The 21,019-nt window shown below is 36.6% G+C and carries 21 protein-coding genes; all 21 read right to left on the bottom strand.

Annotation, left to right across the window (positions count from 1 at the left end; all coding sequences use genetic code 11):
- Positions 1-3: 3 nt before the first annotated feature.
- A complete protein-coding gene (locus tag SLH52_RS07670; protein ID WP_320208674.1) occupies positions 4-789 on the bottom strand; it encodes a ribonuclease HII in 786 nt (261 codons plus the stop codon).
- 544 nt (positions 790-1,333) lie between these two features.
- On the bottom strand, positions 1,334-2,188 hold the full coding sequence (ylqF, locus tag SLH52_RS07665; RefSeq protein ID WP_320208673.1) for a ribosome biogenesis GTPase YlqF: 855 nt from the start codon (positions 2,186-2,188) through the stop codon (positions 1,334-1,336).
- Positions 2,189-2,210: 22 nt separating this feature from the next.
- Positions 2,211-2,744, bottom strand: a complete 534-nt coding sequence (lepB, locus tag SLH52_RS07660; RefSeq protein ID WP_320208672.1) for a signal peptidase I — start codon at positions 2,742-2,744, stop codon at positions 2,211-2,213.
- Between the two features lie 73 nt (positions 2,745-2,817).
- Entirely contained in the window at positions 2,818-3,162 is a 345-nt protein-coding gene (rplS, locus tag SLH52_RS07655) for a 50S ribosomal protein L19 (RefSeq protein ID WP_214482781.1), read from the bottom strand.
- Positions 3,163-3,296: 134 nt separating this feature from the next.
- Complete coding sequence (gene trmD / locus SLH52_RS07650; RefSeq protein WP_320208671.1) at positions 3,297-4,034, bottom strand: tRNA (guanosine(37)-N1)-methyltransferase TrmD; 738 nt, start codon at positions 4,032-4,034, stop codon at positions 3,297-3,299.
- A gap of 2 nt (positions 4,035-4,036) precedes the next feature.
- Positions 4,037-4,552 carry a ribosome maturation factor RimM gene (rimM, locus tag SLH52_RS07645; protein ID WP_320208670.1) on the bottom strand — a complete coding sequence of 172 codons (516 nt, stop codon included), beginning with the start codon at positions 4,550-4,552 and terminating at the stop codon, positions 4,037-4,039.
- A 12-nt stretch (positions 4,553-4,564) separates the two neighbouring features.
- The gene (locus SLH52_RS07640; protein WP_320208669.1) at positions 4,565-4,951 is read right to left on the bottom strand and encodes a YlqD family protein; all 387 of its coding nucleotides are present in this window, start codon (positions 4,949-4,951) and stop codon (positions 4,565-4,567) included.
- 570 nt (positions 4,952-5,521) lie between these two features.
- Positions 5,522-5,752 (bottom strand): KH domain-containing protein, encoded by a 231-nt coding sequence (locus SLH52_RS07635; protein ID WP_214482659.1) that lies wholly within the window; start codon positions 5,750-5,752, stop codon positions 5,522-5,524.
- Positions 5,753-5,766: 14 nt separating this feature from the next.
- Positions 5,767-6,039: a 30S ribosomal protein S16 gene (gene rpsP, locus SLH52_RS07630; protein ID WP_214482658.1), complete on the bottom strand. Its 273-nt coding sequence runs from the start codon at positions 6,037-6,039 to the stop codon at positions 5,767-5,769.
- Positions 6,040-6,133: 94 nt separating this feature from the next.
- Complete coding sequence (gene ffh, locus SLH52_RS07625; RefSeq protein ID WP_320208668.1) at positions 6,134-7,474, bottom strand: signal recognition particle protein; 1,341 nt, start codon at positions 7,472-7,474, stop codon at positions 6,134-6,136.
- A gap of 15 nt (positions 7,475-7,489) precedes the next feature.
- Entirely contained in the window at positions 7,490-7,822 is a 333-nt protein-coding gene (locus SLH52_RS07620) for a putative DNA-binding protein (RefSeq protein ID WP_320208667.1), read from the bottom strand.
- Between the two features lie 87 nt (positions 7,823-7,909).
- Positions 7,910-8,899, bottom strand: a complete 990-nt coding sequence (ftsY, locus tag SLH52_RS07615) for a signal recognition particle-docking protein FtsY (protein ID WP_320208666.1) — start codon at positions 8,897-8,899, stop codon at positions 7,910-7,912.
- Positions 8,900-9,450: 551 nt separating this feature from the next.
- Positions 9,451-13,014: a chromosome segregation protein SMC gene (gene smc, locus SLH52_RS07610; RefSeq protein ID WP_320208665.1), complete on the bottom strand. Its 3,564-nt coding sequence runs from the start codon at positions 13,012-13,014 to the stop codon at positions 9,451-9,453.
- A 314-nt stretch (positions 13,015-13,328) separates the two neighbouring features.
- Positions 13,329-14,045 (bottom strand): ribonuclease III, encoded by a 717-nt coding sequence (gene rnc, locus SLH52_RS07605; protein WP_320208664.1) that lies wholly within the window; start codon positions 14,043-14,045, stop codon positions 13,329-13,331.
- A 151-nt stretch (positions 14,046-14,196) separates the two neighbouring features.
- Positions 14,197-14,430 (bottom strand): acyl carrier protein, encoded by a 234-nt coding sequence (acpP, locus tag SLH52_RS07600; RefSeq protein WP_214482652.1) that lies wholly within the window; start codon positions 14,428-14,430, stop codon positions 14,197-14,199.
- A 253-nt stretch (positions 14,431-14,683) separates the two neighbouring features.
- Positions 14,684-15,427: a 3-oxoacyl-[acyl-carrier-protein] reductase gene (fabG, locus tag SLH52_RS07595; RefSeq protein WP_320208663.1), complete on the bottom strand. Its 744-nt coding sequence runs from the start codon at positions 15,425-15,427 to the stop codon at positions 14,684-14,686.
- 4 nt (positions 15,428-15,431) lie between these two features.
- The gene (gene fabD, locus SLH52_RS07590; protein ID WP_320208662.1) at positions 15,432-16,373 is read right to left on the bottom strand and encodes an ACP S-malonyltransferase; all 942 of its coding nucleotides are present in this window, start codon (positions 16,371-16,373) and stop codon (positions 15,432-15,434) included.
- A gap of 23 nt (positions 16,374-16,396) precedes the next feature.
- Positions 16,397-17,383 (bottom strand): phosphate acyltransferase PlsX, encoded by a 987-nt coding sequence (gene plsX, locus SLH52_RS07585; RefSeq protein ID WP_320208661.1) that lies wholly within the window; start codon positions 17,381-17,383, stop codon positions 16,397-16,399.
- A gap of 16 nt (positions 17,384-17,399) precedes the next feature.
- Positions 17,400-17,966 (bottom strand): transcription factor FapR, encoded by a 567-nt coding sequence (gene fapR / locus SLH52_RS07580; protein ID WP_320208660.1) that lies wholly within the window; start codon positions 17,964-17,966, stop codon positions 17,400-17,402.
- A gap of 88 nt (positions 17,967-18,054) precedes the next feature.
- A complete protein-coding gene (gene recG / locus SLH52_RS07575) occupies positions 18,055-20,103 on the bottom strand; it encodes an ATP-dependent DNA helicase RecG (protein ID WP_320208659.1) in 2,049 nt (682 codons plus the stop codon).
- A complete protein-coding gene (sdaAA, locus tag SLH52_RS07570; RefSeq protein ID WP_320208658.1) occupies positions 20,096-20,983 on the bottom strand; it encodes an L-serine ammonia-lyase, iron-sulfur-dependent, subunit alpha in 888 nt (295 codons plus the stop codon). The genes recG and sdaAA overlap by 8 nt, the downstream gene beginning before the upstream one ends.
- Positions 20,984-21,019: the final 36 nt, after the last annotated feature.

The raw sequence follows: 21,019 nt of genomic DNA, 5'->3' as shown, positions 1-21,019 counted from the left end.
TGTTTACACCTCACTGACAAGTTCTAATGTCTCACGCACTGGGCTAAACGTTTTACGGTGTTCTCTCGTTACTCCAAACTGTTGTAATGCTGTGACATGCTCTTTCGTACCATACCCCATATGCTTTTCAAATTGATATTGAGGAAACTCTTCTGCTAAGTTTAGCATTATCCTGTCCCGAGTCACTTTTGCGACAATAGAACTAGCTGCGATTGCAATACTTTTCGAATCCCCTTTGATAATAGATAACTGGGGTAAGTCCATTGACAACTCCATCGCATCAATTAATAGGAAGTCAGGCTGTATTGTAAGGTCTTCAATTGCCTGTTTCATCGCATGTTTTGTTGCTTGATATATATTTACTTCATCTATTTTTTGTGCTGAAATGATGCCAACACTTGTCGCTACCGCATGTTCCACAATATATTCATACAAATAATCTCTTTTCTTCATTGAGAGCTTTTTCGAGTCATTTAACCCTGGTAAATAAAAGTCTTTAGGCAGTATCACAGCTGCAGCGACAACTGGACCAGCAAGTGGCCCCCTACCAACCTCATCTATACCTGCAATGCTGTTATACCCTTGTTCGTATAAGCTTTGTTCATATGTACTCATCTCGATAAATAACTGTCGTTGTGTGTGATGTTCCTCCTGTTGCTTCAGCCACCTAGTCAACAGCTGTTGAACACCTTTTCGGTCATCATCCTTGCATATTTTAATAATTGGATCTTTAATATTAGTCGTACCATCTAAAATTTGTTTTATTTGTTTAACAGTAAGTTTATTCATCTTAATCACTCTTTCAATATGGCTCTTTGCGTTTATTGTCACTCAGTTAAGATTAGTAGCAAAATGAGGTCTAATGCCATTGTAGATGTATGTCTGAGGCATAGATGCCAAGGTCTATTCTCGTGTTAATCTTTTAGTAGGAAAATCAAAGCAATGCGCAAACAGCATTGTCTAAACTTCGTTGCAATCGTCTTTAAATTAGAACAGTAAGAAGCTATTATTTGCGTCTTTTATCTTTTAGAGATGCGACAAACACTAGTTAGTATATAATGTGTTTTTCTTTCTTCATAGGAAAAACACATTATATACTACAACAGCTTATTCATTATATCGGTTCTAAATAAAAAAAATAAAGGCCCGCTAACATAAGCGAGCAAAACAAGATAAGCTCAGATAAGCTAAGTCCTTACTGAGCAAGGTCATTTGATTACATTTGTTACACAAAGAAAAGGGCTAGTGACTTTATCACCTACTACAAGTACTTAAGTCACCCTGAAGTCAATTGAAAAGAGGTGTTATGTATATGACCTCTTAAAACACTTTGTTACTCATATTCGGCAGGACTTTCGAATGTTAATGGTCCAAGTTTTTCTGAACGTATCTCTCTCAAGACTAACTCAGATACTTTATCGTAATCTATTATTCCACCAGCCATGATACAGCCTCGTCTTTTGCCGATTTCATCAAAGGTTATGACGATGTCATCGTGAATTTCTTGCAAATTGTATCTATCTTTCAACCGATCTGGATATTGATTGCTTAAAAATCTTAAAGCGTATACAGTAATATCTTGTAAGTTTAAAATCGTATCTTTTATAGCACCTGTTGTAGCAAGCTTTAACCCAACAGCTTCGTCCTCAAACTTCGGCCATAAAATACCCGGAGTATCTAAGAGTTCTAATTCTTTACCAACTTTAATCCACTGTTGTGCTTTTGTTATTCCAGGTCTATCACCTGTCTGAGCAATTTTTTTCTTTGCTAGACGATTGATTAACGTTGATTTACCTACATTAGGAATTCCTACTATAACAGCTCTAATTGGACGTGGTTTCACGCCTTTTTGTCTCATCTTATCAAATTTGTCTTGCAGCATTTCTTTTGAAATGGCAACAATCTGCTTCATCCCTTTACCTGACTGAGAATCAATTGGTATAGCTCGATCCCCTCGTTGTTGAAAGTAGTCTATCCACTCTTTTGTTTTACTTGGGTCAGCCATATCAGCTTTATTAAGTAAAATAAGTCTTGGCTTATTACTAATCATTTCATCAACCATTGGATTTCTTGAAGAAGCTGGAATACGTGCATCTACAAGCTCAAAGACGATATCTATGAGTTTTATTTTTTCAATGACCTGGCGTTTTGCTTTAGCCATATGCCCCGGAAACCATTGAATTGTCATTTTTTCATTTCATCCTCTCTTACTAGTTTGCTATCCTTATTTGAGAAAATGGCCAATACACAACACTAGTTTTTCCAAGGACTTCATCAATAGGTATCGTTCCAATATGGCGGCTGTCTCTGCTTGCACGACGATTGTCTCCTAAAACAAATAACTCTCCATCCGGAACTGTAACTTCAAATGGGTCTGTAAGAGGTGTACCTGCTATTAACTCTTTCTTTTTTTCATCTAAATATGGCTCCTCAAACTTTTCACCATTAATATAAAGAGTATCATCTTTATATTCTACATGATCACCTGGCAAGCCAATCACTCTTTTTATATAATCTTTTTCAGCATTAGCATGAAATACAACGATATCGAAGCGGTGAGGTTCGCCGATTGTATATGAGATTTTATTGACAATCATTCTGTCTGTATTATTTAAGGTTGGCATCATTGACTCTCCATCAACTACGATGGGTGCGAAAAGAAAGTATCTGATGACCGCAGCTAACAATATGGCAATAATTAATGCTTTAACCCACTCAAACAATTCATTTTTTTTAGTTGTCATAACGCTACCACCTATGCTTTTTAATCTTATATATGAAAAAAGAGCTTGATAGACAAGCTCCTTTTTAGTTCTATTATCGAATTTCTTTAATACGCGCAGCCTTACCTCTAAGGTTACGTAAGTAGTAAAGTTTTGCACGGCGTACTTTACCACGACGAATTCTTTCAAGTTTAGCAATTTTAGGTGAATGTAATGGCAATGTACGTTCAACACCTACACCGTAAGATACTTTACGGACAGTAAATGTTTCGCTAATCCCGCCACCACGACGCTTAATTACTACACCTTCAAACACCTGAATACGCTCACGGCTACCCTCGACAACTTTAATGTGTACACGTACAGTGTCACCAGAACGGAATTCAGGTAGATCTGATCTTAACTGTTCTTTTGTGATTTCTTCAATTAATTGTTGCATCGTTTTCAACTCCTTCCACAGATGTTCATTCCAATGTTTTACATTACAGCGGAACATCAGTCATCCGTAACATAAAGATATTCATCCTTAGTCACAAAAAACATCATAGCATAAAAATGAATGACATGCAATAACTAGCTTTGTTGTTTTTTTAACTCGTCTAACCATTTTTCTTGTTGAGGTGTAAGGTCAGCTTGACTCAATAAATCTGGTCGGCGAAGTAGTGTACGCCTCAAAGATTCTTTTTGACGCCACTCTGAAATTCTTTGATGATTCCCAGATAATAAAACATCAGGCACTTGATGATCTTGGAAGTTTGCTGGTCTTGTGTATTGCGGATGTTCAAGCAAACCCATAGAAAATGACTCCTCAACAGCTGATTCATCATTCCCTAACACTCCAGGAAGGAGTCTAACAACACTATCAATAACGACCATCGAAGCCAATTCTCCACCTGTCAAAACAAAATCACCAATGGATATTTCGTCAGTAACTAGATGCTCGCGTATTCTTTCATCGTACCCTTCATAATGGCCACAAATGAACACAATATGATCCTCTGTTGATAGTTCTTTTGCCTTACTTTGATTAAATTTCTCACCTTGAGGGCACATTAATATGATTCGCGGATTCGTATTTATTTCTTTGCTCAAGTCTTCGATGGCTGAAAAAATAGGTTGTGGGGTTAATACCATGCCTGCCCCACCACCATATGGGTAATCATCAACTTTCCCATGCTTGTTAGTCGTATATTCACGAAAATTAGTTGCTTTTAATGATACAGCTTCTTTGTCTTGTGCTTTTTTTAATATAGAATGACCAAATACGCCTTCAAACATTTCAGGGAACAATGTAAGAATGTCAATCTTCATATTTACAGTAACCCCTCTAATGGTTTAATAATAATCTTCTTGTCATGAATATTAATATCTAGCACAATTTCATCGATATAAGGAATGAGTATTTCTTGATTATTATGTCCTTTGACGACCCACACATCGTTTGCACCAGGTGTTAATATTTCCTTAACTGTACCTAGTTCTTTTGACTCATCTGTATATACATGGCAACCGATAATTTCATGGAAATAAAATTCACCTTCATCAAGTTCACCTAATTGATCCTCAGGGACTTTTAGTAAGGAGCCCTTATATTTCTCAACTTCATTTACGTTGTGGTAGCCCTCAAATGTCAACAGATCAAAATTTTTATGCAAACGATGGCTTTTAATTACAACCTCGATAGGTTGATTATTTTCATCTGTAAAAATATAGAGCTTATTCCCTAGTTGATAACGTTCTTCTGCAAAATCCGTCTTCGAAATGACTCTTACTTCTCCTTTAATACCATGAGTATTAACAATTTTTCCAACATTATACCACTTGCCCATTTAACTTCACCTCTATCTCATTTCTACTACAATACCTTCCTTGATAATAATTGTTTTGTCATGAGATATGTCGTCCCAACTATCACCAACATTTATATCGACAATCGCCTGTACTTCTTTTTCTCTTAATTCACTGCCAATAGGTAAAATTTCTAGCTGTTCAATTTGAAAATCCAAAACTTTTATTTTATCCAGCCTCGAATTTATTTCTCGTTCAAAATATGTATGTAGTGTTGATGCCTGATACTTCTTATTATTTTCCATTTTCTTTCGTTCAAATCGGAGCTGATCACATTCTTTTTGCAATTGAAATTTTGACTTTTGAAACTTATCTAGTAGACCGTCTTTACTTTTCTCAGTGAGTACTTGCTTTACAATTATATTTTGTATAATTTTCATGGCAACCATCCCTTTAATAGGTTCGTTCTACCCTTATTGTGCATTGAAACTCACGTTAACAGTACCTGTATACCCATAAGTATAACAAAGAAATATATCGTTCTCATTAAAGCTTAGTACTTCACCCATACACACGAAATCTCTTGACTTCATATGGATGGGTGAAGTGACGACCTTTGTTAGTAGTTTTCTCTTCCCTAAACAAAGCACGTCTAAATGTAAAGAAAGGGAGGGGGTTACCCCCCACCCTTTTCTCTATATGCGGATGTTCAAATCGTCCGGGAAATATGTCTGGCGAATTACTGCGTTGGCTTGTTTTTCCGCTCCTCATGTACCCTTTAAACGTACACTCTGGTGCTCAAACCTACGCCGCCTTGTTCTTCTCCGACCTTTTTCTCCTCCCATTTGAACACGTACAATTAGCGGATGTTCAAATCGTCCGGGAAATATGTCTGGCGACTACGCTCGTATACGTCATGCTGTTCGCACGTTTGCCACAGGTTGCGGCTCTGGTTAGTGAGACTTACTGTCGACATTATTCCCGTTCATGTGATTTGTTTAACATTGCTATTAATCATTAATCTCTAGATGAATTCGTTTCTTTTCACTTGCGCCTGCTGCATAAACAACAGTGCGTATCGCTTTTGCCACTCGACCTTGCTTACCAATTACTTTTCCCATGTCTTCTTTATGGACAGATAAATGGTATGTTATGTTGCGCTCATCAGATGTTTCTTTCACCAATACATCATCCGGATAATCGACAAGGGCTTTTACGATCGTTTCAATTAACTGTCTCATCCGATTCACAATAGTTACTTACTGTTTTTAGCATTATGGAATTTTTCCATAATCCCTTGTTTTGAGAATAGATTACGAACAGTATCAGATGGTTTTGCTCCATCTTGCATCCACTTAAGAGCTAACTCTTCATTGATGTTTACTTGAGCTGGTTCTGCAACTGGGTTGTATGTTCCAACTGTTTCGATGATTCTACCATCACGTGGTGAACGTGAATCTGCTACTACAATACGATAAAAAGGAGATTTTTTTGCTCCCATACGTTTTAAACGAATTTTTACTGCCATTATAAGCACCTCCGAAAATATTTCACACAGAATAGTATATTATCAAAAAATCAATATGTTTGTAAAGTGTTTTTTCTTAACAGTATTATTTTCCCTACATAAACGGGAATTTCATACCCTTCTTCTTACTTTTGGACATGTTGGTCATTTGTTTCATCATTTTCTTCATGTCCTCGAACTGCTTCAACAAACGGTTAACTTCTTGAACAGAAGTTCCGCTTCCTTTTGCAATTCGCTTCTTTCTACTTGCATTAATAATCTCTGGCTGGACTTTTTCAGCTTTCGTCATCGAACGAATAATAGCCTCAACATGACCAATTTGCTTTTCATCCACCTGAACGTTCTTCAGACCTTTCATTTTGTTTGCTCCAGGTAACATATTAATTAAGTCATCTAGAGGGCCCATTGAACGAACTTGGGATAGTTGTTCTAAAAAGTCATCAAACGTAAAGGACATTGTCCTCATTTTTTGTTCTAACTCTTTGGCTTTATCTTCATCAACTGTAGCTTGAGCTTTTTCAATTAATGTTAGTACATCCCCCATACCTAGTATACGAGATGCCATGCGTTCAGGATGAAATGCTTCAAGAGCATCAAGCTTTTCTCCCAAACCAACAAACTTAATTGGTTTACCTGTAACAGCCTTTACCGATAATGCAGCACCACCACGTGTGTCTCCATCAAGCTTCGTCAAAACTACACCTGTAATTCCAAGTTGGCTATTAAAGCTTTCAGCTACGTTAACAGCGTCCTGACCCGTCATTGCATCGACGACCAAGAAAATTTCATGAGGGTTTGTTACCTCTTTGATTTGAGCTAGCTCATCCATTAATGCTTCATCGATATGGAGTCGCCCAGCAGTATCAATAAGAACATAATCATTATGTTGTTCTTTTGCTTGCGCGATTGCCTGTTTAGCTATTTCCACCGGGCTCACTTGGTCACCAAGAGAGAAAACCGGCATACTCAGCTGTTTTCCTAACGTTTGTAGCTGTTTTATAGCAGCAGGTCGATAAATATCAGCAGCTACTATAAGTGGATTTTTGTTGTATTTTTTTCTAAGTAAATTTGCTATTTTCCCAGTATGAGTTGTTTTACCTGCACCTTGTAACCCTACCATTAAGATAACAGTTGGCGGACGATTTGCTACAGCAATTTTACTTTGCTCTCCACCCATCAGTTCAGTCAGCTCTTCTTTTACTACTTTAATAACCTGTTGACCAGGGGTTAAACTCTTCATAACCTCTTGACCGACAGCTCTTTCACTGACTCGTTTCACAAAATCCTTAACAACCTTAAAGTTAACGTCCGCTTCTAATAATGCAAGACGCACTTCTCGCATCATCGCTTTTACATCTGCTTCCGTTACTTTTCCTTTGCCTGTGATTTTCTTAATTGTATTTTGCAGTCGGTCGGCTAATCCTTCAAATGCCATTTCTATGCCGCCCCCTTACTCTAATTTCTCGAGTTCATTAAGTACTGCAAGCTGTTTTGTATTGTCCTGAACGCTACTTGACATGATTTCTTTCAGATCAGAAAAAAGTGTTTGACGTTGCTGAAATTTTTGAAATAGCAACAACTTCTCTTCATACTGTTCAAGCATCGTTTCCGTCCGTCTAATGTTATCATATACTGCCTGGCGACTAACATTAAACAGTTCAGCAATTTCACCAAGGGAAAAGTCGTCTAAATAATATAAAGACATATAGCTTTGTTGCTTTTCCGTTAACAACGAATGATAAAAATCATATAGATAATTCATTCTTGTCTTTTTTTCAAGCATGGTCTTTCCCCCTATGTTAAGTGAATTACCTTTACAAATTGTACTAGGTCAAATCATTAATGTCAAGTTTTTTTCTTAACAGCTCTTTTATGCTTCAGTATCAGCGATTAAACCAGCAAAAAGGCCATAGACGTATTGTTCTGGGTCAAATTGTTGTAAATCATCAACTTTTTCCCCAAGACCGACCAATTTAACAGGAATCGATAGCTCATTTCGAATAGCCAATACGATACCTCCCTTTGCAGTACCGTCTAACTTTGTTAAAACAATTCCTGACACATCTGTTGATTCTGCAAATTGCTTAGCTTGGCTCATCGCATTTTGACCTGTGGTAGCATCTAAAACGAGTAACACTTCGTGAGGAGCTCCTGGAACTTCCCGTTCGATCACACGCTTTACCTTTTCAAGTTCTTTCATTAGATTAACTTTGTTTTGCAATCTACCTGCTGTGTCACATAATAAAATATCAGCGTTGCGCGCTTTAGCTGCCTGAACTGCATCGTACATAACTGCAGCAGGGTCAGAGCCTGGAGATTGCTTAATTACATCCACACCAACTCTATCTCCCCATACTTCCAGTTGGTCTATAGCACCAGCACGAAATGTATCTCCTGCAGCCAATAATACTGATTTTCCTTCATTTTTAAATTTATTTGCAAGTTTTCCAATAGTAGTTGTTTTACCAACACCATTAACTCCAACGAACAAAATGACAGTTAAAGATTGCTCTTGAATATTTATCTTAGCAGATAAATCGTCCTGCCCTTCATAAATTTCAACTAGCTTTTCTGTTATAACATCTTGAACTTCTCTCGTGTCCTGTATATTTCTACGTTTTACTTCCATTTTTAATTCATCAATTAATTCCATTACAGTTGCTACACCAACGTCTGCTCCAATTAAGATTTCTTCCAACTCATCAAAAAAATCTTCATCTACAGACCTGTATCTCGCAACAAGGTCATTCACCTTTTCTGAAAAAGAATCCCTTGTTTTCGATAAACCATCTTTGAATTTTTCTGTTACAGAATCTGTCTGTTTAGTAATTTTTTCTTTTAATTTTTTAAAAAAGCTCACATTTGTTCTTCCCTTCTTATTTCATAAAATAGTTTCTCAAGTATCTTTTAGTTAGGCTGCTTTCTCATTAATTGTTGCTTTTCGTATTATGAGCTAATCACCATTAACGTTCGTGGCATCTTTTCTTTTGAATAACGATGAATAACAATATAAACCACTTTTTATAGTACTAATTTGATTACAATAGCAACAAAGTTTACGAAAAGATCCCATTGTTAACGTTTCTTTACTTTAGGCTGTTTTCGCATTAATTGTTGCTTTTCGTATTATGAGCTAATCACCATTAACGTTCGTGGCATCTTTTCTTTTGAATAACGATGAATAACAATATAAACCACTTTTTATAGTACTAATTTGATTACAATAGCAACAAAGTTTACGAAAAGATCCCATTGTTAACGTTTCTTTACTTTAGGCTGTTTTCGCATTAATTGTTGCTTTTCGTATTATGAGCTAATCACCATTAACGTTCGTGGCATCTTTTCTTTTGTATATCGATGAATAACAATATATACTACTTTTTTTATTGTACTTATTTGATGAAAAGATCCTTACTTAACCAATTCAGCAGTTTCACCGAGTCGAACTGATACTAGCTTAGACACACCCGATTCTTGCATCGTAACTCCATAAAGAACATCAGCTTCTTCCATTGTTCCTTTTCTGTGGGTAATAACTATAAATTGTGTATCTGAGCTATAACGTTGTAAATATTGTGCAAAACGATGGACATTAGCTTCATCTAGCGCAGCTTCTACCTCATCCAAAACACAAAATGGAACAGGACGAACCTTTAAAATTGCAAACAATAATGCTATAGCAGTTAAAGCTCTTTCTCCACCTGATAATAAACTAAGATTTTGAGGTTTTTTCCCTGGTGGCTGTGCAATAATTTCAACTCCAGTATTTAATAAATCCCCTGGATCTGTAAGCTTCAATTCTGCCCTTCCACCACCAAATAATGCTTGGAAAACAGGCTCGAAGTGAGAACTGATATTGTTAAATGTTGTTTGAAACCTTCGCTTCATTTCATCGTCCATTTCATCGATAACCTGATATAATGTGTCCTTTGCTTGTAGCAAATCTTCCTTCTGCTCTTGTAAAAAGGAATAACGCTCATTTACACGCTCAAACTCATCAATTGCACCAAGATTAACATTTCCAAGCTCATCAATTGCAAGCTTAATTAATTTTACTTTCTGCCTAGCTTCCTCTATATTCAAATCCAAAGGATATCGTTCTTTCGCAGCCTCAAAAGATAACATATATTCTTCTCGTAAGTGAGTTAATCTGTTTTCTAATTCCACGTCTAGACGATTAATTTTTACTTCTTCATCGCGTAAAACCTCTACAAGCTGCTTATATTGTCGTTTTTGTTCTTTCGCTTCGCGCTCCTGATCCTCTAATTTCTGCTGTAAATGAAGCCGTTGATCGCGACGTTCAGCGATAAGTTGAACAGTAGCTGATTTATCATGTTTCTTTTTTACAGCTTCAGAGACTAAAACCTCTTCACCCGATGAGTTTGAACTCATCTCATTTTGCAGTAATGAAAGGTCCTCCTTCGCTTCCTGCAATTTATCTTCAATTTCAGCCATAGCATGTAATGTGCGACCTGCTTTCTCTTGATGATTCGCTAACAGCTGCTCTTGGCTTGCTAATTCAACCTTTAGTTCTGTTATTTCTTTTTGTAATGATTCTTTTGATATTTGTTGGTCATTCTTTTCTAAAGTAAGTTTTTCAATTTCTTGATCAAGATTCATCACTTGGTTTTTGATGACGCTCACTTGTTCTTTAATCGTTCTTGTTCTTGCATTCATTTCATTCATTTGTTGTGAGAAATTTTCTTTTTCAAAGTCGTAAACAGTTAAACGATCGTTAACATTTTTTTCTTCTATTTCTAGCTCTCGAATTTCTCCTTTTATTGACTGCTCACTCAAACGAAGCGTATTTCCCGTTTCACGTAAAACTTCAAGCCCTGCCTCGACTTCTTTAATGGTGTCCTTCAGTTCCTTTACTTGAGCTTCAAGCTGTGAAGTCTTTTGCTCCATATCAAGTACTTTCACTGAAAGCTCTTCAAGCTCACGTCCTCTGCTTAATAACGAATTTGATTTTTGTTTTACTGCCCCACCTGTCATGGACCCACCAGGATTTACAACATCACCTTCAAGTGTAACGAGGCGATACCTAAATTGTAATTGCCTTGCTAAATCATTTGCACCTTTTAAATCAGTAGTAATGACTACTGTCCCTAGTACGTTTTTCAATACAGCGCTATACTTTTCATCAAATGTTATTAAGTCTGAAGCAACCCCTACATATGATGGATGGTTTTTTATTTGATTTAGTTGCAGATCTGAAATTTTACGCTCTTTGATGACTGATAATGGTAAGAATGTAGCCCTGCCATATGAGTTTTTCTTTAAATAACTAATAGCTTGCCTAGCATTTTGTTCATCATGAACGACAATATGCTGTGTTGCTGCTCCCAATGCTATTTCTATAGCAATTTCATACTCCTGAGGTACTTGAATTAATTCTGCGATGGCACCTTCAACACCTTGCAAATGTTTATCTCTAGCTTTTAATACTTCTTTAACACCGTGAAAAAATCCGGAATAATCTTCTTTGATTTCTTCCAACATTTCTTTACGAGATTTGGTCTGCTGTAAGTACTGATAAGCTTGATAAAGTAAATTCTCCTTTTTTTGGTACTTGGTCTTCAACTGTTCCAGGTTTGTTTGTTTATTTCGAAATGTACTAATTTGTTCGTTAATTTCTTCTTGAACTTTCGAAATTTTAGCTTGGAGTAGTAGTTTTTGATCATTCGTTTCTTTTCGTTGAATAATATATTTTTGATTTACTTCTTCTAAGTGTGATTTACGGACATTTTGTTGTTTCAGCTGATCTTCAATATTTGTAAGTTCATTATTCAAGGCAGCTTTCTTATTTAATAATTCAATATAGTCACTTTTTAACCCTTCAATTACGTCTTCAATATTTTGATCATAAGATGCAAACATTTGTGTTTTCTGCTTTAAGTCAAGCTGCTTAACATTAACATCTTCTTCATAATGTTTAAGTAGCTGAGCTTCTTCATCTCTTTGAGCTAAATGATCGTGTCTTTTTACCTCAAATTCATCAATTATTTTTTCTAATTGTGTTCTATTTTGGGAGGCGTTTTTCTTGCGTTCCTTCAGAACTTCTTTCCGGCCTTCTAGCTTTTCTAATTCTTCACTAGCGAGCAGTAGTACTTCTTGAAGATCATCTATAGATTCATCAAGCGCGATTATTTGCTCACGATGGTGCTCAATTTCAGATTCTAATTTCTGTAAAGAAGAAGAGGATTCGATTTCATCATTTTTATGTTGTTGAAATATATTACGAAGGTCCTCCCATTTTTTATGAAGGTCTTCTACTTCAAATACTGTTAAGGCAACCTCAATTTTTTCGAGGTCCTCCTTCTTTTCGATATAATCTTTAGCAATTGATGATTGAATTTCTAGTGGCTCAATTTGACCTTCAAGCTCGTGGACGATATCAGAGACACGGTGTAAATTCTCCTGGGTCTCAGCTAATTTATATTCTGCTTTTTTCTTGCGAGTTTTATATTTTAACACTCCAGCAGCTTCTTCAAAAATAGAGCGCCTTTCTTCAGCTTTACTGCTTAAAATTTCTTCTACTTTACCTTGGCTTATAATTGAAAAAGCTTCTCTTCCAAGACCTGAATCCATAAATAAATCAACAATATCTTTTAGTCGACACTGCTGTTTATTTATTAAAAATTCACTTTCTCCTGAACGAAAAACTCTCCTTGTGACACTTACCTCATGATAATCTATCGGTAAAAACTGGTCTTCATTGTCTAATGTTAACGTTACTTCTCCTATATTCAATGGTTTTCTTGAGTCACTACCTGCAAAAATAATATCTTCCATTTTCGCTCCGCGTAGAGATTTTGCAGATTGTTCCCCCAATACCCACCTAATAGCATCGGTAATATTACTTTTCCCACTGCCGTTCGGCCCAACTACTGCAGTTACACCTGGCACAAAATCAATAGAAACTCTTTCTGCAAACGATTTAAATCCAACGATATCTAACCGTTTGAGGAACATGAATATCCCTCCTATTACTAAAAATTCTTTTATTATGACGTGTGTACACTTGATTATCTCTGCCTAGCACAGGCAGCATTTCATTTGATCAGCCTTATAGTTTACTTAATTTGGTATGTGTTGTTGATTAATGGCTATCTTCGTATCTTTCTGAACTAAGACATTAATACGTTCACAAATAACATTCTTTGGCATCTTATTTTTTATAACCATAATTTCCATAGCTCTAGCCTAGTAATAAATGTTTGAATAGCAACAAGCTATACGAATAGAGCCTTTTTAAAAATACCCCCATAAAGGGGGCATTAATGGTGTTATAATGATTCTTTTACTTTTTGCAAAGCCTTTTTCGCAGCGTTTTGCTCTGCTTCTTTTTTTGACTTCCCCCTACCTTCACCAAGTGTTTTGTTATTTATACAAACTGAAGATACAAACTCTCGATTATGAGCAGGACCGTTTTCCTGTAAGATTTTATATTCGAGTAAACCAGCTCCATCTCTCTGAATTAATTCTTGAAGCTGACTTTTATAATCCATCGTATGAGAAAAAGCACCATCATTTATTTTAGGAAATACAACCATATCTAGAAAGGAACAAACAGCGTCAATTCCTTGATCTAAGTATAATGCTCCAATAAATGCCTCAAATACATCCGCTAATAATGCTGGTCGTTCTCGTCCACCAGTTAACTCTTCTCCTTTACCTAGCAAAACTAGCTTACCGAAGGATAGGTCATTTGCAAAAGAAACAAGAGAAGATTCACAAACTACAGCAGCACGAAGTTTCGTTAATTTGCCTTCACTTAGCAATGGGTATTTTTTATACAAATATTGGGAAATTGTTAACTCAAGAACTGCGTCTCCTAAAAACTCTAATCTCTCATTATCTTCATAGAGCCGTTTTCGATGCTCATTCACATAAGATGAATGCGTAAATGCTTGCAACAACAATTTTTTATTTTGAAATCGAAAACCTATTTTTTCTTGAAATTCATTAAATTTCGCATGCTTTTCAATACCTGTTTTTTTCATGTTATTTTAGGTACCTCCAACAAAACTTGATGTTCGGAATTGTTCATTTCTAGAGGTTGATCATTGCACTTTATTGCCTATGTACTAATATGGCACCTATTATGATGATAAAGTCCCGCCTTAAACGGGACTTTTAATAGATAAAACGGAATTATTGCTGACCGTTTATGTAGTTAACAGCGTCACCAACTGTAGCTATCTTTTCAGCATCTTCATCGGAAATTTCCATATCGAATTCGTCTTCAAGCTCCATCACTAGCTCTACTACATCTAGGGAATCAGCACCAAGATCATCTTTAAATGAAGATTCTAATTTCACCTCTGACTCTTCAACTCCAAGGCGATCAACGATAATCTTAGTTACACGTTCTAAAACATCTGCCATTATTGCTCACCTCCCCTCAAATATTATAGTGTATTTTCATTCAAAAAACTAGTTGTATTATTTTAAAAGGCTGTTTTCGTATCGATTGTTGTTTTTCATTCTAAGAGATCACGTCTTTCTAAAGCGTTCGTCGTACCTTCTCTTCTTTTTAGGACAATCGGATAATAATACCATCTAGCTGTTCACATTCTATTAAAAAATCAACAAATTTTACAATAACAGCCTTATTAAAAGCACCTTTTTGTTAAACTCTTTACATGACCATTCCGCCATCAACGTGCAATGTTTGTCCAGTCATATACCCACTTGCTTCAGAAGCTATAAATGCCACAACAGCTGCTACGTCTGTCGGTTCACCAAATTTCACAAGTGGAATTTGTTTCAACATTTCATTACGAATATCTTCATTTAATTCATCGGTCATATCAGTTGTAATAAAGCCTGGGGCTATTGCATTTACTGTAATGTTTCTACTTGCTAATTCCTTAGCAGAACTTTTTGTTAAACCTATCACACCAGCTTTTGCAGCAACGTAGTTTGCTTGTCCAGGGTTACCTGCTACTCCAACGACTGAAGCAATATTAATTATTCTTCCAGCTCTTTGCTTCATCATTTGGCGGGTAACAGCCTTTGTACAATTGAATACGCCCTTTAAATTTGTATTAATGACAGTATCCCACTCATCTTCTTTCATTCTCATTAACAAGTTATCCCTTGTTATTCCGGCGTTGTTTACTAGAATGTCTAGCTTGCCAAATTTAGCGATCACACCTTTAATCATAGAAGATACCGCTTCAGAATTTCCAACGTCAGCTTGAATCGCAACTGCTTCAGAACCAATTGTTTTTATTTCATCCACCACTTCGTTTGCCCTTGCTTCACTTCCTGCAAAATTTACTACTACACTAGCACCTTGCTTCGCTAGTTCCAATGCAATAGCACGACCAATCCCTCTAGATGCACCTGTCACTAAGGCAACTTTTCCTTGCAACGTCATATTTTTATTCCCCTTTCAATCTTTCAATTGTCAATAGCATTGACTCTTCATCATTTATTGAATAGGCATTAACCCTTCTGTTAACCTTTTTGATGAGTCCTGAAAGAACTTTACCAGGACCAATTTCTATAAAGGTATCTACACCATTGTCAAGCATGTATTCTACAGACTGTTGCCACAAAACTGGAGAATATAATTGTTCAATTAAAGCTTGCTTTATTTCTGTACTCTTTGTTAATGGCTTTGCATGAATGTTCGTTACTACTGGAATCTTTGCATGATTAATTGTTATTTCGTCTAATATGTGATCGAATTTATTAGCAGCTGGTTGCATGAGTGATGAATGAAATGGTCCACTTACAACTAAAGGGATGACGCGTTTTGCACCTTGTTCTTTACATTGTTTCGTTGCGATTGATACTCCCTCAGCTGTTCCAGAAATAACAATTTGACCAGGACAGTTCAAATTAGCGAGTTGAACTGGATATCCATCAGCTGTAATTTGGGTTGTGATTTCTTGTAGCTGACCTTGTTCCATCCCTAGTACAGCTGCCATTGACCCTTCTCCTGCAGGAACAGCTTCTTCCATTAATTCGCCTCGTTTCCTTACTGCATACACTGCATCTTCAAATGACAATGCTTCGGCAGCCACAAGTGCGCTATATTCTCCTAAACTATGACCCGCAACATAATCAGGTCGTATATTTTCTTCTTTGAACCGTTCAAGAATAGCTATGCTCGTCGTTAATAAAGCTGGCTGTGCATTCATCGTTAACGTTAATTTATCAGCTGGACCTTGGAAAATAAGGTCAGTTAATGAAATACCTAGTTTTTCATCAGCTTTGTTAAAAACAGCTGCCACATTGTCATATTTTTGTGCAAGGCTTTGTCCCATACCAACAATTTGTGAACCTTGGCCTGGAAAAACAAATGCAATTTTCCCCATATGATCATTCCTCTCTTTACTAATCAATCAACAGATTCAACTTGTTGCTTTATCAATTCAGTAACATTGTTATCAACGATATCTTTTGCTTGACGAATAGCGTTAAAGATCGCATTGGCGTCAGAAGAACCATGTGCTTTAATTACTGGAGCTTTTAAACCAAACAACCCAGCTCCACCGTATTCTGAATAATCCATTTTAGCTTTTAAATCTAACAGTTGAGGCTTTAATACAGAAGCTGCAAATTTGCTCTTAAAATTGCTTGTTAATGTTGTTTTTAACATAGAAAAAACTGATTGTGCTGTTCCCTCTATTGCTTTTAATGTAACATTACCCGTAAAGCCATCTGTTATGACTACATCTGCAACCCCATCTAATAAGTCTCGCGCCTCAACATTACCAATAAAGTGTAATGACGTTTTTTCTAATAAGGAAAAGACTTGCTTCATAAGGTCGTTTCCTTTATTCTTTTCTGTTCCTATATTTAACAAGCCCACTCTAGGTGATGGAACACCCCGTACTTTCTCAGCATAAATCGACCCCATAATCGCATACTGTAGCAAATGTTGATCTTTGGCATCCACATTAGCTCCAGCATCTAGCATTATAAAACCACGTCCATCTGCAGTTGGTAATGTTGGAGCTAATGCAGGACGATCAATTCCATCGATTCTACCGACTATGAATAAACCCGCTGCCATTAGAGCACCCGTATTCCCTGCAGAAATACAAGCATCCGCACGCCCTTCTTTCACTTCTTTTGCCATAAGTACCATAGAGGCATTTTTCTTTCTACGAACTGCCCTTACAGGCTCATCAGTTGCTTCAATTATTTCATTGGCATGTATTATAGAAAGACGTTTCTGTTCAGAAACATATGTCTTAATTTTGTCTTCATCCCCTATTAAAGTAATATGTAAGCTAGGGAAAGCTTCTAGCGCTTTTAGAGTGCCTAAAACAATTTCTTTAGGTGCATGGTCACCACCCATTGCATCGATTGCGATTCTCATTTGTTGAACCTACCTTTTAATTACTTTTTGAACGATACATTTCAAATTCCCCTGAAAATACCATTTCTGCTCCGACAAAGCTGTTTACTTCTACTATTGTTCTCCCTTTCTTCTTATCCAATCCTTTAACTTTGGCTTTAGCTATCACACGCTCAGTTTCTTTTACTTGGCGCATGAAACGGATTGTTGCTTGCGCAGTTAACGCTAGTTCATCATTAATAACTGCAACTGCAAGGGAGTTAGCTTGAGCAAAAAGATGATGACCACGCATAATCTTATTTCTTTTAAAAACGTGTTCCTTTTCTACATCAAAAATTGAAATAGCACTTTCATCAGGAACAATATCTACAATTTCTCCAATTACCTCTTCAATCGGAAGCGAACGAACTTGTTCATCAAAATTCTTTTCTGCAACATATTTTATTCGCTCTCGCAATTCAGGAATCGATAACTCCATTCGATCGAGTCGTATCGTTTGGATGCTCACAGAAAATTTTACTGCTAATTCTTCGTCGGTGACGAATGGATTTTCAGTTATTGTTTGTTGCAATTGCTCCTGTCGTACTTTTTTATTTTTACGCATATGAGAAAACACCATCCGTATTATTATGACTAGGTACTAATAGTAGTATATAATTAAATGCTTCAATTTGCAAATAATCAATCTGTTATTAATCCAGTTTTTCTCCATGTAAAGCACCGGTTTGTTGCAAGTATTTTCTTAGTTCCTCATACTCATTATTTTGCCAAAATGCGGTTGATTGAATAAGCTTAGCAGCATCATCTCTGGCTACTTCCAATGCACGATAATCATGTACCATATCAGCCACTTTAAACTCTGGAACACCACTTTGCTTTTTACCAAAGAAATCACCAGGCCCACGAAGCTCTAGGTCCTTTTCAGATAGCTTAAAACCATCATTTGTTTCTGTCATGATATTCATTCGCTCTTTACCTACTTCTGATTTTGGGTCCGCTAGCAATATGCAATAAGACTGATTCTCACCACGACCAACACGACCTCGAAGCTGATGTAATTGTGACAACCCGAAACGATCTGCATCATAAATTAACATAAATGTGGCATTTGGAACGTTTACTCCAACTTCAACAACAGTTGTTGAAACAAGCACTTGAACGTTATTTGTACTAAAGTCTCTCATTACAGCTTCCTTCTCTGCAGAAGGAAGTTTACCATGCATTAGTCCAATATGATATTTATTGCTAAAATATTGTGTCAAAATACTATGGACATCTATCGCATTTTGCACGTCCAATTTATCAGATTCTTCAATGAGTGGACAGATGATATAAGCTTGTCTTCCTTTGATCAGCTCTTGTTTCATGAACTCAAGGACTCTCTCAAGCATGTCGTGTCTTGCCCAGTATGTTTCTATCTCTTTTCTACCAGCTGGCATTTCGTCTATTACTGAAACATCCATTTCTCCAAAAACAGTGATTGCTAGAGTTCGAGGGATAGGCGTAGCAGTCATAAATAGAACATGGGCATTTTCACCTTTTTCTCTTAACGTTCTACGTTGTGCTACTCCAAAACGATGCTGTTCATCAGTAATAACAAGACCCAATTTATTGAATGAAATCTCATCTTGAATTAATGCATGTGTTCCAACGATAATATCGATTTCACCACGCGTTAGTTGGTCAATTATTTCTCTACGCTTTTTCCCTTTCACAGAGCTCGTTAACAACTCAATACGCATTGGAAAAGCACTAAATAACTGCTTCAATGAGTATTCATGCTGTTCTGCTAATATTTCCGTTGGAACCATCAAGGCTCCCTGATATCCTGCCAACACAGTTGCAAAAAGTGAAATCGCTGCTACAACAGTCTTTCCAGATCCAACATCACCTTGTAATAACCGATTCATGCGGTAAGGTGTTGCTAAATCACTTGTAATTTCGTGGACAACACGATTTTGGGCATTAGTTAGTGGGAAAGGTAATTGGTCAATAAAGCTGTCAAGCTCATTTTTTGGATATTCCATCACTACACCTACAGATTGTTCCCTCTCGAACTTTCGAAGTGTTTGCATTTGTAATTGAAATAGTAAAAATTCTTCGTAAACAAACCTTCTTCTTGCTTGTTTTAAATCTTCATGTGATAAAGGTAAGTGAATCGCTTGTATAGCATCTTTCTTATCAACTAATCGATACTTTTGTAGTAAAGAGATAGGCAAATTTTCTTCAATTAATGTGCTATATTGATTTAGTGCTAAAGACATAAATCTTCGCATTCCTTTAACAGTTACCTTCCCTTTGATTGCGTAGGTTGGCTCTATCTCACTATTTTTTTGATGAGGTGAGAAAGAAAGTTCGCTCACTGTTATTGTTTGGCGGTGCTGATCCCATTTGCCAGTAACGGTTATAATTGCATTGATAGAAAGCTGTTTTTTATAGTACGGTCTATTAAAGCAAGTTACCGTAATTAAATACCTACCGACAAGTAAACGAAATGTGAGTCTAGATTTCTTTTTTCCATAATAAGTTAGAGAAGGTTCACTATGGACCTTCCCTTCCACTGTAACTTTTTCTTCATGTTTTACATCAGCTAAATCCCGCAATTGATAGTCTTCATATTTGTAAGGAAAATACTCAAGGAGATCTAATACGGTTTGTATACCCATATCATTTAATGATAGTGCTGTTTCTTCACCAATCCCTTTAATTGAAGTTACTAAATCTGTTACTTCCTTACTCACTTGTACCTAGCGAAACGCCAAATATTTTTTGTTCAAGCTCTTTACCAGTTGGCGTTGCCGCTAACCCTCCTCGCGCTGTTTCTTTTAACGAAGTTGGCATATTTTGACCAATTTGATACATAGCATCTATTACTTCATCACAAGGGATTCGACTCGTTATACCTGCTAATGCCATATCTGCTGCAACCATTGCATTTGCAGCCCCCATCGCATTCCTTTTTACACAAGGAACTTCTACTAACCCTGCAACTGGGTCACAAACTAAGCCGAGCATATTCTTTAAAGTAATAGCCATCGCTTCTGCTGATTGACTAGGTGTTCCACCTGCCATTTCAACGATTGCTGCTGCTGCCATTCCTGCGGCTGAACCTACCTCAGCTTGACATCCACCTGCAGCACCTGAAATTGATGCATTGTTAGCTACTACAAAACCGAAAGCTCCTGAAGTGAATAAAAACTCAACCATCTGTTCCCTAGATGGATTTAGTTTATTTTTGACAGCAAAGAGTGTGCCTGGTACAACTCCTGCTGAACCAGCTGTTGGTGTAGCACAGATCGTTCCCATTGCAGCATTAACTTCGTTTGTCGCTACTGCTTTACTTACTGCATCCAAAATCGTTTCACCTGATAAGAAATTTCCTTTTTGTATATATGATTGTAATAATAATGCGTCTCCGCCTGTTAATCCAGAAAATGATTTTACTCCTGAAAGACCCTTCTCAACAGCTTTTTCCATAACCTCTAAATTTTTTTCCATTTGATCGAGTATTTCTGAACGACTCTTTTGCTTTACTTCCATCTCTTGTTGAATCATCACTTCAGAAATTTTTACATTCTGCTCATTCGCTAACTTAATTAATTCAGCTACGTTACGAAACATTTAGATTTCCCCCTTATATACTTAGCTGGACATATT

Origin of the sequence: Cytobacillus sp. IB215665, from assembly GCF_033963835.1 — a bacterium.
Taxonomy (GTDB): Bacteria; Bacillota; Bacilli; order Bacillales; family SM2101; genus Nanhaiella.
Note: the sequence above shows the minus strand (reverse complement) of the source record. Positions and strands in the feature narration are given on the sequence as shown.